General features: G+C 71.9%; 7 protein-coding genes. 5 read left to right on the top strand and 2 right to left on the bottom strand.

Going from position 1 to position 17,131, the window contains the following annotated elements:
- Window positions 1–64: 64 nt before the first annotated feature.
- Both leuE and ADX84_RS07555 read left to right on the top strand, forming a co-directional pair.
- A complete protein-coding gene (gene leuE / locus ADX84_RS07560) occupies window positions 65–730 on the top strand; it encodes a leucine efflux protein LeuE (protein ID WP_049569601.1) in 666 nt (221 codons plus the stop codon).
- Window positions 731–1,145: 415 nt separating this feature from the next.
- Entirely contained in the window at window positions 1,146–1,814 is a 669-nt protein-coding gene (locus ADX84_RS07555) for a DUF899 domain-containing protein (RefSeq protein WP_049569596.1), read from the top strand.
- Window positions 1,815–1,862: 48 nt separating this feature from the next.
- Here ADX84_RS07555 and ADX84_RS07550 read toward each other — a convergent pair whose 3' ends face one another.
- On the bottom strand, window positions 1,863–2,459 hold the full coding sequence (locus tag ADX84_RS07550) for a TetR/AcrR family transcriptional regulator (RefSeq protein ID WP_049569620.1): 597 nt from the start codon (window positions 2,457–2,459) through the stop codon (window positions 1,863–1,865).
- 80 nt (window positions 2,460–2,539) lie between these two features.
- On the opposite strand from ADX84_RS07550, the gene ADX84_RS07545 reads away from it, so the two are divergent.
- On the top strand, window positions 2,540–3,412 hold the full coding sequence (locus ADX84_RS07545; RefSeq protein WP_049569594.1) for an oxidoreductase: 873 nt from the start codon (window positions 2,540–2,542) through the stop codon (window positions 3,410–3,412).
- A 45-nt stretch (window positions 3,413–3,457) separates the two neighbouring features.
- Here ADX84_RS07545 and ADX84_RS07540 read toward each other — a convergent pair whose 3' ends face one another.
- The gene (locus tag ADX84_RS07540; protein ID WP_234003863.1) at window positions 3,458–5,980 is read right to left on the bottom strand and encodes a penicillin acylase family protein; all 2,523 of its coding nucleotides are present in this window, start codon (window positions 5,978–5,980) and stop codon (window positions 3,458–3,460) included.
- Between the two features lie 296 nt (window positions 5,981–6,276).
- Here ADX84_RS07540 and ADX84_RS07535 point away from each other — a divergent pair, with 296 nt between their 5' ends.
- Window positions 6,277–6,489, top strand: coding sequence for a hypothetical protein (locus ADX84_RS07535; protein ID WP_049569591.1), 213 nt, complete (start codon window positions 6,277–6,279; stop codon window positions 6,487–6,489).
- Between the two features lie 308 nt (window positions 6,490–6,797).
- The gene (locus ADX84_RS07530; protein ID WP_049569589.1) at window positions 6,798–17,123 is read left to right on the top strand and encodes a non-ribosomal peptide synthetase; all 10,326 of its coding nucleotides are present in this window, start codon (window positions 6,798–6,800) and stop codon (window positions 17,121–17,123) included.
- Window positions 17,124–17,131 lie beyond the last annotated feature (8 nt).

Raw genomic sequence — 17,131 nt, 5'->3', positions numbered from 1 at the left:
GCACTGGGGCGGCAAGGGGCGGCCGGGGTGTGGTCCGTCGTGGGCGGGATGACACACTTCGTCCATGCTCGGTATCACCGACCTGCCGACCTACCTGGCGGGACTCGTCCTCATCGTGCTCCTGCCGGGGCCCAACTCCCTCTACGTGCTCTCCGTCGCCGCGCGCAGCGGTACCCGCACGGGGTACAGGGCTGCCGCCGGTGTGTTCACCGGCGACACCCTCCTCATGTTGCTCGCGGCCGCCGGTGCGGCCTCGCTGCTCCAGGCCAGTCCGCTGCTCTTCTCGGTGGTGAAGTACGCGGGAGCCGCCTACCTGGTCTGGATGGCCATCGGGATGCTGCGCTCGGCCCACGCCATCTGGACCTCACGGCACCAGAGAGCCGAGGACCAGCGTGCGGCCGACGCGGACGCGACGGAGGCGCCCACCGGTGAACGTCCCTTCCACCGAGCGCTCGTGGTGTCCCTGTTCAACCCGAAGATGATCCTCTTCCTGATCTCCTTCTTCGTGCAGTTCGTCGACCCCGCCTACGCGTACCCGGCGCTGTCCTTCCTGGTGCTGGGCCTGCTGCTCCAGGCCTTCAGCCTGCTTTACCTCTCCGTGCTGATCTTCAGCGGTACCCGGCTGGCGGCGGCCTTCGGCCGCCGGCGGCGACTCACGGCGGGCGCCACCTCGGCGGCGGGTGCGCTGTTCCTCGGCTTCGCGGTGAAGCTGTCCGTCAGCAGCGTCTGACCGGCCGGCCCCGGCGCCCTCTGATGGCTCGGCGCCCTCTGATGGTGGGCCCGGAAAACTTCTCCGGGCTCGCGGAATAGCACCAGGGGTGGGGTCGTTACACGGAGCGGGTCGGTGCGGTTTAAGTGTCCCCCGGGCTCTAATCAAAGCCTTCAGGGAATACCGCACCCCAGTGGTGGTCAGGAGCCTTGTTGTGCCACCCGCCGTGAGGCGACCGCCGCACCGGCCCTTCAACGTTCGAAGGCCCACCGGGACTCCCCGGTGGGCCTTCGTGTGTTCGCTCCCCCTCCGGCCCGACACGACGGCCCTTCGGCCGAGCGTGCGGCCGAATGTCGTACGGCGATGGCACCGTGGAGGGCACGGTGGTGGCCTTCCACACCTCAGCGGCCCCGCCGAAGCGCCCCAGGAGGAAGCCATGTACACGCCCGACGCGGTCACGGAGACCGAGTGGCACAGGGCCCACGAGGACCTGATCGCCAAGGAGAAGGAGCTGACCCGCGCCCAGGACCGGCTCGCGGCCGAGCGCAGGAGGCAGCCCGGGTACCGGATCGGTGAGGACCACGTGTTCGAGGGCCCGGGCGGGGAGTACTCCCTGACGGACCTCTTCGAGGGGCGCCGACAGCTCGTCGTCTACCACTTCATGCTCGCGCCCGGTTCCGACCACCAGTGCGAGGGCTGCTCCATGGTCGTGGACAACCTGGGTCACCCGGAGCACCTCAACGCCCGGGACACCACGCTCGCCGTGGTGTCCCGGGCCCCCTACCCGGAGATCGCGGCCGTGCGTGAGCGGATGGGGTGGACGGTGCCCTGGTACTCCTCCTTCGGTGGCCGCTTCAACGAGGACATGGGCGTCACCGTGGACGGCGGCGAGAACTTCGGGCTGAGCGTGTTCATCCGGGACGACTCCAGCGTGTACCGGACCTACTTCACCCAGGGCCGGGGCGTGGAGAAGCTGGGCACCAACTGGAGCCTGCTCGACCTCACCCCGCTGGGCCGCCAGGAGCTGTGGGAGGACAGCCCGGAGGGGGTTCCCCAGGGCGAGCCGTACGCCTGGTGGCGTCTGCACGGCGAGTACGGCGACTGACCCCGGCGGAGGCCTCCCGAACGGAGGCCTCCGCCCGGACGTGCCGGTTCAGCGAGGGCTGAGCCCGGTCATCAGGAGCCGGACCACGTTCCGCAGGGACTCGTCGACGTCCTCGGTGTTCTCGTCGCCGCTGAACGAGGCGAACCCGTGCAGGGTGGAGGTCACCGTGAAGGCGATGGCCGTGGGGTCGCCCTCGATGATCTCCCCCGCGCGCTGCCCCTCGGAGATGGCGTCCAGGACGATGGCGATCATGTCCCCGACGGCGGCGGCGAGCTGGTCGGAGACGTCGCTGTCGTGCTTGCGCGCGTACATCAGTTCCAGCAGGGCCGCGTTGGACATGGCGAAGCCCACGTAGGCGCGGGCCAGCCCCAGGAGGTAGTCCCCGGTGTCCGACCCGGCGTGGTCCTGTTCCGCTCTGGCGCGTTCGAGTGAGGCCTGGAGTCGCCGGAAACCGTTGAGGGCGAGCGCGTCGAGCAGGGCCTGCTTGTCCTTGAAGTGTCGTCCGGGCGCCGCGTGGCTGACACCGGCCTCGCGGGCGAGTTCGCGCAGGGAGAGGGCCCCGGGGCCGCGCTGGGCCAGGGTGCGTTCGGCGCTGCTCAACAGGGTGGAGCGGAGGTCGCCGTGGTGGTAGGGGCGGTCAGGCATGCCACCCAGCATAGTCCGATGTTTGCAATGCCAGCATTGTTGTCATTGACAACTTCAGGAGTGCTCCCTAGTTTGGGGACATGAGCACAACCAGCGTGAGCCTGCCCGACCTGACCGGCAGGACCGCCGTCATCACCGGCGCCAACAGCGGACTGGGCCTGGAGACCGCCAGGGTCCTGGCCGGACGCGGCGCTCGCGTGGTGTTGGCGGTCCGCGACACCGCCAAGGGGGAACGAGCCGCCGCCGAGATCCCGGGGACGACCGAGGTCCGCCGCCTCGACCTCGCCGACCTGGCCTCGGTCCGCGAGTTCGCCGACGGCTGGCGGGGCGACCTCGAACTCCTGATCAACAACGCCGGACTCATGGCGATCCCCGAGTCCCGCACCAATGACGGCTTCGAGACCCAGTTCGGCGTCAACCACCTGGGTCACTTCGCCCTCACCAACCTCCTCCTCGAACACGTCACCGGACGCGTGGTCACCGTCTCCTCCGGCCTGCACCGATCGGTCAACCGGATCGACTTCGAGAACCCCAACCTGGAGGGCCGCTACACGCCCTACCGGGCCTACGGGCAGTCCAAACTGGCCAACCTCCTGTTCACCCTGGAACTCCAGCGCAGGCTCGACGAGGTGGGTTCGGCGGTGCTGGCCACCGCCGCGCACCCCGGCTACGCCGCCACCAACCTCCAGGGCCGCAGCGAGAACGCGTTGCAGGACGGGCTCCTGCGGATCGGCAACCGGATCTTCGCCCAGAGCGCGCACAGTGGGGCACTGCCCACGGTCTACGCCGCAACGCAGGACGTTCCCGGAGCGTTCTTCGCCGGACCCACCGGCCTGTTCGTGAACGGGGCGCCCGGCCCGTCCAAGAGGAGCGCCGCCGCGCGCGACACCGAGATGGCCCGGCGGCTGTGGGACCTGTCCGAGGAGATGACCGGTACGTCGTTCCCGCTCTAGCGGGAGGGCCCCGGAAACGGTTCTGAACGTCTCCGGGGCCGGGAGTCACGGGACGAGGGTGAGTTCGTCCTCAGTGGCCTCGCGGACCGCCTCCTCGGTCACCGCCCAGGGGAGCGTCGCGCCCTCCGCCCACAGTTCCAGCTGGTCGTCGTAGTTCGGGTGGAAGGCGTGGCCGGAGTTGCCGGTGAGGTTGATCCACGTGGAGGAGTCCCGGTCGGCCAGGTCCACGACCATGCGCATCGACGGGACCGTGGTGATGCCGTAGCCCTCCGACGCGTTCCAACCGGTGGCGTTGACCAGGTCGGAGCCGCCCGCGCTCTCCACGGGGCCGCGGTTGAACAGCCACTCCACCGGGCCGATCCCCGAGGTCCCGAAGGACTCGTGCGTCGCGGTGAGGGTGTGCAGGTCGCCCCAGCGCCAGTCGGCGGGGTCGTCGCCGAGCAGTTCGGTGAGCTCCTCCACGGCGGCGTCCATCGCCGCGGCCAGGACCTCCTCCCGTCCGCTGACCTCCCGGCCCTCCCACCAGGCCGAGTCGGGGTCCTCCAGCAACTGGGAGACCACGTGCATCCCGCGTGAGCGGCCGTCCATTCCGCGTTCCCCGAGTTCGTCGAAGAGCAGGGGGAGGAGCTGGCGCCAGGTCGCGTTGTAGAACGCGGCCGCGGCGGAGTCGGGTTCGTTGCGGTGGTCCCAGTCGACGAGGAGTTCGCGGGCCTTCGCGGTGGTTCCCTCGACCGGGGCGTCCAGCAGGTACGGGGTGACCTCGAGGGCGCTGGTGTGGAGGGAGTCCACGAGGACCCGCTCCATGTCCGCGACACCCACGGGGCCGTCCGCGATCGCCTCGTCCAGGAGGTCGTTGATCCGCTGGCCCCGGTAGCCGTAGTTCCAGTCCGAGGTCAGGAAGTGTTCGTAGTCCTCGTCCACGACCGACTCGTTGGCGGTGACGATCACCCCGGACTCCGGGTTGTACACGCTGGGCAGTTCGTCGAAGGGCAGGAACTCGTCCTCCCAGTCGTAGTCCGAGTCCCAGCCGGGGGCGGGCCAGCGGCCGTCGCCCTTGCCCCGGACCGGGACCAGACCGGGGGCCTGGTAGCCGATGTTGCCCTCGTTGTCCGCGTAGACGAGGTTCTGTGAGGGGACGTCGAACCGGCTCGCGGCCTCGCGGAAGGTGTCCCAGTCACGGGCCCGGTTCATGGAGAAGATTGCGTCGGCGGTGGTGCCCGGCTGGAGCGCGGTCCAGCGCAGGGACACCTGGTAGGGGGCGTCGTCCCCCTCGCGGGGGTTCTCGCCGACCCTGCGCAGGTTCGATCCCGCGGACGTGGTCGACAGGATCGGGCCCCTGTGGGTGGAGCGGACGGTGAGTTCGAGGTCCTGGCCGCCGGAGACCGCGATGGTCTCCTCGATGATCTCCAGGGGGCGCCGCTCCCCGTCCACCACGTAGTCGTCGCCCTCCACCCGCTCCAGGTAGAGGTCCATGACGTCCGGGTTGAGGTTGGTGAAGCCCCAGGCGATGGACTCGTTCTGGCCGATCACCACGCCGGGCAGGCCCGAGAAGCTGAACCCGCTGGTGTCGAAGGGGCACTCCTCGGTGAGCTCCGTGCAGTGCAGCCCCATCTGGTACCAGGTGGACGGCATCGAGGCGCCCAGGTGGGGGTCGTTGGTGAGCAGCGGAAGACCGGTCTCGGTGTGCTCACCGGACACGACCCAGGAGTTGGATCCGAGGTCGGGGTCGTCGGAGGGGCCGAGGAGGTCCGGGATGGCGTCGTGCACGCCGGAGAGCCCGCCGAGCGCCGCGAGGGCCTCCTCGGGCAGGTCGGGTGCGCGGCCCAGATCGGCTTCGGTGCCGGCCCCGGAGTGCTCGTCGGTGTCCGTGATGGTGGCGTGCTTCTCGGTCGGGTAGGCGGGGTAGAGCTCCTCGATCCGTTCCTCGTCGAGGCCGTCGGCGAGGAGCAGGGCCCGCTGCGTTTCATCCTGGAGGTTGCCGCCCAGGTCCCAGGCCATGGCCTTCAGCCACGCGAGGCTGTCGGTGGGCGTCCAGGGCTCCACGGTGTAGTCGTCGGCGGTGATCCCGAGGAGGCCGTACTCCAGGCTGGCCGAGAGCCCCTGGTTGTCGTCGATCCAGGCGTTCACCCCGGCCGCGTAGGCGTCCAGGTAGCGCTGGGTGTCCTCCTCCAGGAGGTCGTACTCCTGCTCGGCGACCCGACGCCAGCCCATGGTGCGCAGGTAGATGTCGGTCTCCACCTGGCCCGGGCCGAAGAGTTCGGCGGTGCGCCCCGCTGTGACGTGCCTGCGGAAGTCCATCTCCCAGAACCGGTCCTGGGCGTGGGTGAACCCCTGGGCGACGAAGAGGTCCTCGGCGTCGTCGGCGTACACGTGGGCGACGCCCCGTTCGTCCCGGAGCACGGAGACCGGCGCGCTGAGTTCGGCGAGGGCCAGCTCCCCGGAGGTGGTCGGGAAGGAGCGCCGTACCGCCCAGACCCCCAGGAGCGAGGCGATCAGTGCGAGAGACGCGACCGTGGCGACAAACCCCAGAAAAACACGAAGAAGGACACGCTTCCGCAATACACCCATGTCGGAACCCTAGGGTGTTCCGCCTTCGGTGCTCCAGTCCTCGCCGTTAATTGTTACCAACTGGTAGAAAATGGTGTTCCTCCTGGCGGGGGCGAGTGGGGCCGAGCGGGCACTGTCGGGGGGCGGTTCCGTGCGCCGGAGGTCGCGGACGCCAGGCGCGGCGCGGCCGAGGCGATCGGAATAACTCATGGCGAACCGGACCAATACCCCCGCCGCTCGGTGACGAATAGTCCCCTGAGGGGCGGATCGTCCAACCGGCGAAAGGCCCCGTCCGACCACCGAAGGGAACCCCCGTCATGACGTCAGTTCGTCGACGCGCCTCCGCGCTCCTGCTCTCCGCCCTCGCCGCCACCGTGGTCCTCGGCCTCGCCGTCGCGCCCGCTCAGGCCGCTGCGGCCCCCGCCGCCGAGGCCTCCGCGCCCTCGGGCGGCCTGCTCGGTGGTCTGGGTCTGTTCGGGGACGGCGGACTGCTCACCATCTTCATCGGCAACTACCAGATCAACAACTAGCGACCCGTTTCAAAGTGGCCGGAGTGGTGCACTCCGGTCGCTTTGCCCTGTCCGGAATATGGCTTTTAGTAAGTATCTGATTGCTTTGTGTGATGTGCATCACGCAATCCTTCCGAACTTTCGCCACGAATCACCAGTGATCACAGACAAGCTATTGAAAGCGGTCATCCCGGCCCCCCTGGGGCGACCGATCCGCTGGCGTGCTCCGTTTCCCGCCCGGGGCACCCCGGACACACGCATTCAATTCCCCGCAACCGCGGCCCGTCCGCTGCTTCGGCAGAGGCGCCGACGCGATTGGAAGGTCTTCGATGACGAACACCGGCCGAACCCGCCGACTGCCGCTCACGGCTGCCCAGACCGGGCTCTGGTACGCGCAGCAGATGGACCCGGGAAACCCCGTGTACGCCATCGCCGAGTACCTGGAGTTGGACGGTCCGCTGGACGTGCCGGTCCTCTGCGCCGCCCTGCGTCAGGCGGTGCTGGAGACCGAGTCGCTCCACCTGCGCTTCGGCGAGGAGGACGGGGAGCCCTGGCAGGAGGTCCGCCGACCGGAGGACTGGTGGCCCACGGTCGTGGACCTCACCGACGAGCCCGACCCCGCCGAGTCCGCCCGCCGGTGGATGCGCGACGACCTCGCGCGGGCGCAGGACGTCCGGGGCGAGACCCTGTTCGCCGAGGTGATCTTCCGTCTGGGCGAGGAGCACCACTTCGTCTACCAGCGCGTCCACCACCTGCTCTTGGACGGCTACGGGGCCATGCTGGTCCTGGGCAGGGTCGCCGAGGTCCACGACGCCCTGGCCGCCGGGACCGAGCCGGGCCCCAGCCCCTTCGGTTCGCTGAGCCGACTCCTGGAGGAGGAGGCCGACTACCGGGCGAACGGCACCGAGGAGACGGACGGCCGCTTCTGGTCGGAGTACATGGCCGACGCCCCCGACGCGGTGGGGCTGGCCGGTACGCCCCCGCGGATGCCCACCAGCCTGCACAGGGTCACCGACCACCTGCCGCGCGAGACCGCCGCCGGGCTCCAGGCCGCCGCCCGCCGACAGCGCACCAGCCTGCCCACCGCGGTCCTCACGGCCACCGCCGTCCACCTCCACCGCTTCACCGGCGCCCGGGACGTCGTCCTCGGCCTGCCGGTCACCACACGCCGCACGTCGCACGCACGGACGGTTCCGGCCGCGGTCTCCAACATCGTTCCGCTGCGCGTCCGGGTCCGTCCCGACCAGCCGGTGTCCGAACTCCTGCGGCAGGTGGCGCTGGACACCCGGCGGGCGCTCCGGCACCAGCGCTACCGCAGCGAGGACCTGCGTCGCGACGGGAACTTCGGTCGCCGCCTCACCGGGCCGTCGGTGAACATCATCCCGGCCCTGGGCGAGCTGGTCTTCGCCGGGCTCCCGGCCACCACGCACAACCTCGCGGTCGGTCCCGTCGAGGACCTGTCCGTCATCTTCCACGGGCTCGGGGCGACCCAGGACATCCGCGTCGACTTCGACGGCAGCCCGGACCTGTACACGCGCGACGAGCTCGGCGACCACCAGAGCCGTCTGTTCGCCGTCATGCGGGCCATCGCCGAGGACCCCTCCGCCCCGGTGGGAACCCTGGCCGCCCGTTCCGACGAGGAGGAGAGGGCGGGGGCCGGCGTGAGCGACGGCCCGGTGCGGGCGCTGCCCGACCTCACGGTCGCGGACGAGTTCGCGATCACCGCCTCCCGGTTCCCCGCGAGCACGGCGGTCGTCGCACCGGACGGGCGACTCACCTTCGCCCGCCTCGACGCCCTGTCCGACCGATGGGCCGACCACCTCGTCGCGCTCGGCGCCGCCCCCGGGCGCGTGGTGGGAGTCCGGCTGGGGCGTCACACCGACCTCGCCGTCGCCCAGCTGGCGGTGCTCAAGGCCGGTGCCGTCTGCCTGCCCCTCGACCCCGGCTACCCCACGGGCCGACTGGCCGCGATGGTGCGGGACGCGCGGCCGGACATCGTGCTCGCCCACGGCGACACCGTGTCCGGGACCCCGGACGAAGCGCCCGAGGGCACCCCCAGGACCGTCCTGATGGACGACCCGGCCACCAGGGCCGCCGTTGAGGAGGGCCCGCGCCCGCCCGAGTCGGACTGGCCCCGCCCCGCCACCGGCGCCGACCTCGCCTACGTCATCTACACCTCCGGTTCCACGGGCGCGCCCAAGGGCGTCGCCGTGGAGCACCGATCCCTGCTCAACCTCCTGCACTCGCACCGCGAACTCGTCTTCACTCCCGCCCGGGAACGCCACGGACGGGCGCTGCGGGTGGCGCACACCGCGGGGCTCTCGTTCGACGCCTCCTGGGACCCGTTCCTGTGGATGGTCGACGGACACGAGCTCCACCTGGTAGAGGACGAGGTCCGCCGCGACCCGCAGCGGCTCGTGGCCCACCTGCGCGAACAGGGCCTGGAAGCCATCGAGACCACGCCCTCCTTCGCCCGCGCGCTCCTGGCCGAGGGTCTGGCCGAGCCCGGCGGCCCCACGGTCGTCGCCCTGGGCGGCGAGGCCGTGGACGCCGACCTGTGGAACACGCTCGCGTCGCTGGAACACGTCAGCGCGCACAACCTGTACGGCCCCACCGAGACCACGGTGGACAGCCTGACCACGCCCGTCACCTCGGAGAGCGCCCCCCACATCGGGGCCGCGGTCGCCAACTCCCGCGCCTACGTCCTGGACTCGGGGCTCCGGCCCGTTCCCCCGGGCGCCACCGGTGAGCTGTACGTCTCGGGCGCGTCCGTCGCGCGCGGCTACCTCGGCCGTTCCGTTCTCACCGCCGAACGGTTCGTGGCCGACCCCCACGCCGCCGACGGCAGCCGCATGTACCGCACCGGCGACCTGGTCTCGCCGGGACCCGACCACACCCTGCGCTTCCTCGGCCGCGCCGACGACCAGGTCAAGGTACGCGGGGTGCGCGTCGAACCGGCCGAGGTCGAGGCCGTCGTCCGTGAGTGCCCCGGAGTCCGCCAGGCCGCGGTGATCGCCGTCGGCGAGGGCGCGGACACCCGCCTCGTGGCCTACGTGGTCGTCGACGACCCCTCCGACACGGACAAGGTCCGCGCACACACCTCGGACCGGCTGCCCGCCTTCATGGTGCCCGCCGCGACCGTCCAGGTCCCCGAGCTGCCGCTGACCCCCAGCGGAAAGCTCGACCGCGCCGCCCTGCCCCTGCCCTCCGGCGGCTCGGAGACCCTCCGGGCGCCGCGCGACGAGCGCGAGCGCAGGCTCTGCGAGCTCTTCGCCGAGGCGGTCGGGGTCGAGCGGGTCGGCGTGGACGACGACTTCTTCGCCCTGGGCGGCCACTCCCTGCTGGCCACCCGCCTGATCGGCCGGATCCGCGCCGAGTTCGGCGCGGCCCCCGCCATCCGCGAACTCTTCGAGAACCCGACGGTCGCCGGGCTGGCGAGGGTGCTCCCGGACGAGGCGGTGACCGCACCGCGACTGGAGCCGCGCGAGCGCCCCGAGGTGCTGCCGCTGTCGCACACCCAGCGCAGACTCTGGTTCCTCAACAGGTACGCACCCGACTCCGGTGCCTACAACATCCCGGCCGCGCTCCGGCTGCGCGGCGAGCTGGACACCGGGGCCCTGCGCGCCGCGCTGGACGACCTGGTGGAGCGCCACGAGACCCTGCGCACCGTGTTCCCGCTGCACGGGGAGGAGCCCCGCCAGCACGTCCTGGCGCCCCACGAGAGCCCCCTCGACTTCGCGGCCGTCTCGTGCCCCGAACGCGACCTGGAGCGGGTGATCACGGCCGAGGCGAGCCGGGGCCTGGACACCTCCGTGGAGACCCCGCTGCGGGTCCGGCTCCTGCGGGTCGACGACCGTGACCACGTCCTGCTGCTGGTCCTGCACCACATCGCCGGTGACGGGTGGTCGCTGGGACCGCTCGCCCGGGACCTGGCCGACGCCTACTCCGCGCGCTCCCAGGGGCGGGCCCCGGACTGGGCGCCCCTCCCGGTCCAGTACGCCGACTACACGCTCTGGCAGAACGAGGTGCTCGGCGGGGACGACGACCCGGAGAGCGAGCTCTCCCGGCAGCTGGCCTACTGGCGCGAGGCCCTGCGAGGGGCCCCGGAGGAGACGGTCCTGCCCGCGGACCGCGCCCGCCCCGAACAGTCCAGCGGCCGCGGCGGCTCGGTCCCGCTGCGCCTTTCACCCGAACTCCACGAGCGCCTCAACGGGCTCGGCGACAAGCACGGCGCCAGCCTGTTCATGGTGCTCAACGCCGGGCTCACCGCGCTGCTCTCCCGCCTGGGCGCGGGCTCCGACCTGACCGTCGGCACACCCACGGCGGGCCGCACGGAGACCGAACTCGACGATCTCGTCGGCTTCTTCGTGAACACGGTCGTCATCCGGACCCGGACATCCGGCAATCCGACCTTCGATGACCTGGTCATCCGGTCCCGGCAGGCCTGCCTCTCCGGTTTCGCCCACCAGGACGCCCCCTTCGACCGCGTGGTCGAGGAGTTGCGTCCGGCCCGCGTGGGCTCGCGGCCACCGCTCTTCCAGGTGATGCTCGCCCTCCAGAACATCCGCGCCGAGCGGCCGTCCCTGGGCGGCCTGGACACCACGGTGCAGGAGGGCGTCGGCACCCGGCAGGCCAAGTTCGACCTCACCCTCAACCTGACGGAGCACCTGGGGTCCGGCGGCGTCGCCGAAGGGCTCCTCGGCGACCTGGAGTACGACGCCGACCTCTTCGACGAGCACACCGCCCGCTCCGTCGCCGACCGCTTCACCCACCTGCTCTCGGTCCTGGCCGAGGCCCCGGACACCGTCGTCGAGGAGGCGGAGCTCCTCCTGCCCGGAGAGCGGGCGGAGCTGGACGAGGGCTCGGCGGGACCGTACCGTTCCGGAGCCGCGGACTCGATCCTGGAGGCCTTCGAGGCCCAGGTCCTGTGCACTCCCGACCGGACCGCGGTGGTCGCGGGCGACCACTCGCTGACCTTCGCGGAGCTGGACGCCCGCGCCGAGAGCCTGGCCCGCCTCCTGGCAGACCGGGGCGCCGGACCCGGGACGACCGTGGCGACGGTGCTGCCGCGCTCGGTCGACCTGGCGGTCGCGCTCCTGGGCGTGCTTCGCAGCGGAGCCGCCCACATGCCCGTCGACACCTCCTACCCGCGCGATCGGGTCGACCACATGTTCGCGGACGCCCGTCCCGAACACGTCCTCACCACGGCCGGGAACCGGACGCGCGTTCCCGCCGACAGCACCGTGCTGTACGTCGACGCGCTGCCGCTGGACACCCCGATGCTGCGGGTTCCGGCCCGCCCGGCCCCCCGCGACGCGGCCTACGTCGTCTACACCTCCGGATCCACCGGGCGCCCCAAGGGCGTGGTCGTCGAGCACCGCTCTCTGGCCAACCTGCTCCACTCGCACCGGGAGCGTGTGTTCGGACCGGCCGTCACCGCCGCGGGCCGGCCCCTGCGGGTCGCGCACACGGCCGGGGTGTCCTTCGACGCCTCGTGGGACCCGTTCCTGTGGATGGTGGACGGCCACGAACTCCACATCGTCCAGGATCCCGTCAGGGGAGACGCCGAACAGCTCGTCGCCCTCCTGCGTGAGCGGGAGGTCGACGCGGTCGAGACGACGCCCTCCTACGCCAGGCAGCTCGTGGCACTGGGGCTCTTCGACGGCGGCACCGGGCCGCGCGTGCTCGCTTTGGGCGGAGAGGCGGTCGACGCCCGGCTCTGGGACGAACTGCGCGACGTCCCCGGCCTGACGGCGCACAACCTGTACGGGCCGACCGAGTGCACCGTCGACAGTGTCACGGCCCGTTCCGACGAGGAGAACGAACCGGTGATCGGCAGGCCGATCGCCAACACCGGCGCCCGGGTCCTGGACGGCAGGCTCCGTCCGGTCCCCGCAGGGGTCGTCGGCGAGCTCTACCTCACCGGCGCCGGGGTCGCCCGCGGCTACCTCGGACGCCCGGGGATGACCGCCGAGCGCTTCCTCGCGGACCCGTTCGCCGCCGACGGGAGCCGGATGTACCGCACCGGTGACCTGGTCACCCGTCGGTCCGACGGCGCGCTGCGCTACGTCGGCCGCGCCGACGGACAGGTCAAGGTGCGCGGCCACCGGATCGAACTCGGCGAGGTCGAGGCCGTCGTGGCCGAACACCCCGACGTCGCCCAGTCGGCCGTGGTGCTCACCCGCACCAGGGACGGGGACGCGCGGCTGGCCGCCTTCGTCACCGCACGGCCGGGCGGTCGCCCCGACACCCGGGGGATCCGCGACCATGCGGCGCGCAGGCTCCCCGCCGCCATGCTGCCCGGGGTGGTCATGGTGCTGCCCGAACTCCCGCTGACGCCCAACGGCAAGCTGGACCGGGCGGCGCTGCCCGAACCCGAGGCCGTCACCGGCAGCGGACGCGGCCCGCGCACCCGCGACGAGACCGTCCTGTGCGAGCTGTTCGCCAAGGTCCTGGACGTGCCCGAAGTGGGCATCGACGACGACTTCTTCGCCCTCGGCGGCCACTCGCTCCTCGCGGTGCGCCTGGTGGCCCGTATCCGTCACACGGTCGGCGCCGAGGTCGCGGTGCGCACGCTCTTCGAGGCACCGACCGTGGCCGGTCTGGCCGCGGCGCTCGGCACCGGGCGCCAGTCCAGGCCCCCGCTGCGACCGGTGCCCCGGCCCGCGCGTGTGCCGCTGTCGTTCGCCCAGCGCAGGCTGTGGTTTCTCAACCGGTTGGACACCTCGGCGGCCCTCTACAACCTCCCGATGGCGGTTCGGATCACCGGCGAGCTGGACACCGAGGCGCTGCGCGGGGCGCTGTTCGACGTCTCCGCGCGCCACGAGAGCCTGCGAACGGTCTTCCCGGACATCGACGGCGAGCCCCTCCAGCACGTGCTGCCCCCCGAGGCGGTCACTCCGGGCAGCGAGTGCGTGGAGGTCGCCTCCGAGGAGGAGCTCCGGCAGGCCCTGGTCCACGAGGCGGGCAGGGGCTTCGACCTGGCCGTCGAGACGCCTCTGCGGGGCCACCTGTTCAGGGTCGGCCGGGAGCACGTCCTGCTGCTGGTCCTGCACCACATCGCCGGTGACGGATGGTCGACCGCGCCCCTGGCGCGCGACCTCTCCATGGCCTACACCGCCCGTGTGCACGGCACGGCGGCCCTCGCCCGCGACCTGCCGGTGCAGTACGCGGACTACACGCTCTGGCAGCGCGAGGTCCTGGGCGACGACGGCGACCCCGAGAGCGCGATCCGGCACAGCCTCGACGCCTGGGAGCGCCGCCTGTCCGGCGCCCCGGACGAGGTGCGCCTGCCCTCCGACAGGCCCCGGCCCGCCAGCGCCTCCCAGCCCTCCGCCAGCACGGGGGTGGAGATCGGCGCGGACCTGCACGAACGCCTGCTGCGGTTGGCCCGGTCCTCGTCCACGAGCCTGTTCATGGTCCTCCAGGCCGGACTCGCCGCCCTGCACACACGCCTGGGCGCGGGCGACGACATCGTGATCGGCAGCCCGGTCGCGGGGCGCACCGACCCGGCTCTGGACGAACTGGTCGGGTTCTTCGTCAACACGCTCCCGCTGCGTACCGACACCTCGGGTAACCCGACCTTCACCGACCTGCTGGCGCGGGTGCGCGACGCCGACCTGGACGCCTTCGACGACCAGGAGGTGCCCTTCGAGCAGATCGTGGAGCGGCTCAACCCCTCGCGTGCCCTCGGACGTCATCCGCTGTTCCAGACGGCTCTGACCCTCCAGAACAACGAGACGCCCACCATGGAGCTGTCGGGTCTGGACGTGCGCCCCGAACCGGGCGCACCGGCACTGGGCGCCAAGTTCGACCTCTCCTTCGACCTGGCCGAGCAGACCTGTCCGCTGGGCGGCGCCGCCGGTGTCACCGGCACGCTGGAGTACAACAGCGCGATGTTCGACCCCGGCACGGCGCGGCTGTTCGTGGAGCGCTACGTCCGACTGCTCGACGCCGCCACCCGGGCACCCGAGGCCCGTCTCGGTCGCCTGGAGATCCTCTCCGGAGAGGAGCGGGAGGGGCTCCTGGCCGACGGGCACGGCCTGCTCAGGGAGCTTCCGGTCGAGACCGTCGTGGAGCTGTTCGAGGAGCAGGTCCGGCTCACCCCCGACGCGATCGCGCTGGTCTGCGCGCAGGAGCGGCTCAGCTTCGCCGACCTCGAACGGCGCGCCAACTGCCTGGCCCGTTCTCTGGTCAAGCTCGGCAACGGGCCCGGCGACGTGGTCGCCGTCCTGCTCCAGCGATCGGTGGAGACGGTCGTGAGCCTCCTGGGCGTGCTCAAGAGCGGCGCCGCGTACCTGCCCCTCGACCCCGACCACCCCGACGAGCGGCTGGCCACCATGATCGGCGACGCCGTGCCCGGGCTGGTGCTCACCGACTCCTCGCTCGCCCACCGGGTCCCCGACGCCCCGCTGGTGCGCGACGTGGACGCCATCACCGACAAGCACGGCGACTGCCACTGCGCCACCGCGGGCGCGCTCACCGACCGCGAACGGGTCCGTCCGCTCACCGCCTCGGACATCGTGTACGTCATCTACACCTCGGGCTCCACCGGCAGGCCGAAGGGGGTCGAGGTCGAGCACGGGTCGTTGGTCAACCTGTTCCTGAGCCACCAGGAGGAGCTGTTCACCCCGGTCAGCCAGGAGCTGGGCCGCAAGCTCCGGGTCGCGCACACCGCCGGTGTGGCCTTCGACGCCTCCTGGGACCCGATCCTCTGGCTGGTCGACGGGCACGAGCTGCACGTCGTGGAGGACTCGGTGCGCCGCGACCCCTCCGGCCTCGCCGACTACCTGACCCGCAACCGCGTGGACTCCGTCGAGACCACTCCCAGCTACGCCCGCAGGCTGATCGCCGAGGGCGTGCTCGACCACTCGGACGCGCTCTCGGTGGTGGCCCTGGGCGGAGAGGCGGTCGACGCCGACCTCTGGGACGACCTGACCCGCCGCCCGGACGTGCGCGCCTACAACTTCTACGGCCCCACCGAGACCACGGTGGACGCCGTCATCGCGGGCATCGGCGGCGAGGCCGGCCCGACCATCGGCCGACCGGTGGGCAACATCCGGGTGTACGTGCTCGACAGCGGGCTCCAGCCCGCACCCGTGGGCGCTCTCGGTGAGCTCTACATCGCCGGAGCCGGGCTGGCCCGCGGATACCGCAGCCGCCCCGGCATGACGGGGGAGCGGTTCGTCGCCGACCCCTTCGCCGCCGCGGGCGGACGCATGTACCGGACCGGAGACCTCGTCCGGTGGCGCGCAGACGGCACGCTGGAGTTCGTCGGCCGCGCCGACGACCAGGTCAAGCTCCGGGGCTTTCGGATCGAACCCGGGGAGATCAGGGCGACGCTCGTGGACCATCCCGGAGTCGCCGAGGCCGCCGTCCTGGTGCGCCGCACGGCGGCGGGGGACGCCAGGCTCGTGGCCTACCCGGTGCCGCTCGTGCGCCCCGGTCCCACCGACGCCGAGCTGCGCCGACACCTGGCCGCCAGGCTTCCCGAATACATGGTCCCGGCGGTGTTCCTCCGCCTGGAGTCCCTGCCACTGACCGTGAACGGCAAGGTCGACAACGCGGCCCTGCCGGACCCCGCCGAGCACGCACCGCAGGTGACCGGTGTTCCCGAGACACGACGCGAGATCCGCATGTGCGCGCTGTTCGCGGAGATCCTGGACCTGCCGAGGGTCGGGGTGCACGACGGGTTCTTCGAGCTGGGCGGGCACTCCCTGCTCGCGGCGCGCCTCGTGCGGCGCATCAGCGCCGCCCTGGGCCAGGAGGTCACGGTGCCGATGCTCTTCCAGAACCCCACGGTCGCCGGGCTCATCCAGGCGGCGGACGGGGAGACCACCGAGACCGGGCTCGGCCGGATCCTGCCGATCCGGCCCACCGGCGAGGGCGCCCCGCTGTTCTGCGTGCACCCCGCCGGAGGACTCGCGTGGCCCTACGCGGGGCTGGCGCGACACATCGGCGCCGACCACCCCGTGTACGGGCTCCAGGCCCCGGGGCTCAGCCCCGGCGACCGGACCGAGCACGCCACCGACCTGCGATCCCTCACCGAGGACTACGCCGCGCGCATCCGCGAGATCCAGCCCGAGGGGCCCTACCACCTGCTGGGCTGGTCCTTCGGCGGCAACATCGCGCACGCGCTCGCCGGACACCTCCAGGAGACCGGCGACGAGGTGGCCACCCTGGCCCTGCTGGACTCGCACCCGTTCGGCCAGTCCGCGGAGGAGGGCTTCGCCGACGACACCGAGGTCCTCGTCGCCCTGCTCCGGGCCGTCGGCTACGCAGAGGACGCCGAAGGCCTCGGCGAGTCACCGCGGACCGAGGACGCCATCGAGGTGTTCCGGCGCCACGGCGACCCCCTCGGTGAACTCTCCAAGGAGGCGGTCGAGGCCATGCTCCTCGGCTTCGACCGGCAGGTGTCCCTGCTGCGCCACGGACGGCCGCCCGTCTTCGACGGAGACCTCCTCTTCTTCACCGCGACGCTGGACAGCGTTCCCGGAGTCGACCTCGCCCGGACCTGGCGGCCCTACGTCGAAGGCCGGATCGACAACCAGGACGTCACGTGCACGCACGCGCTCATGGCCACACCGGAGGCGCTCTCCGTGATCGGACCGGTCGTCGCCGACCGTCTGGCCCGCTCACTGGCGCACCGCCGCTGACCCCCACG

Origin of the sequence: Nocardiopsis sp. SBT366 (genome assembly GCF_001083815.1) — a bacterium.
Classification (GTDB): Bacteria; Actinomycetota; Actinomycetes; order Streptosporangiales; family Streptosporangiaceae; genus Nocardiopsis; species Nocardiopsis prasina.
Note: the sequence above shows the minus strand (reverse complement) of the source record. Positions and strands in the feature narration are given on the sequence as shown.

Excerpts from the sequence above, each read along its gene's own strand:
- ADX84_RS07550 (WP_049569620.1), bottom strand. The coding sequence starts at position 2,459 with ATGCCTGACCGCCCCTACCACCACGGCGACCTCCGCTCCACCCTGTTG.
- ADX84_RS07555 (WP_049569596.1), top strand. The coding sequence starts at position 1,146 with ATGTACACGCCCGACGCGGTCACGGAGACCGAGTGGCACAGGGCCCAC.
- ADX84_RS07530 (WP_049569589.1), top strand. The coding sequence starts at position 6,798 with ATGACGAACACCGGCCGAACCCGCCGACTGCCGCTCACGGCTGCCCAG.
- ADX84_RS07535 (WP_049569591.1), top strand. The coding sequence starts at position 6,277 with ATGACGTCAGTTCGTCGACGCGCCTCCGCGCTCCTGCTCTCCGCCCTC.
- ADX84_RS07545 (WP_049569594.1), top strand. The coding sequence starts at position 2,540 with ATGAGCACAACCAGCGTGAGCCTGCCCGACCTGACCGGCAGGACCGCC.
- leuE (WP_049569601.1), top strand. The coding sequence starts at position 65 with ATGCTCGGTATCACCGACCTGCCGACCTACCTGGCGGGACTCGTCCTC.
- ADX84_RS07540 (WP_234003863.1), bottom strand. The coding sequence starts at position 5,980 with ATGGGTGTATTGCGGAAGCGTGTCCTTCTTCGTGTTTTTCTGGGGTTT.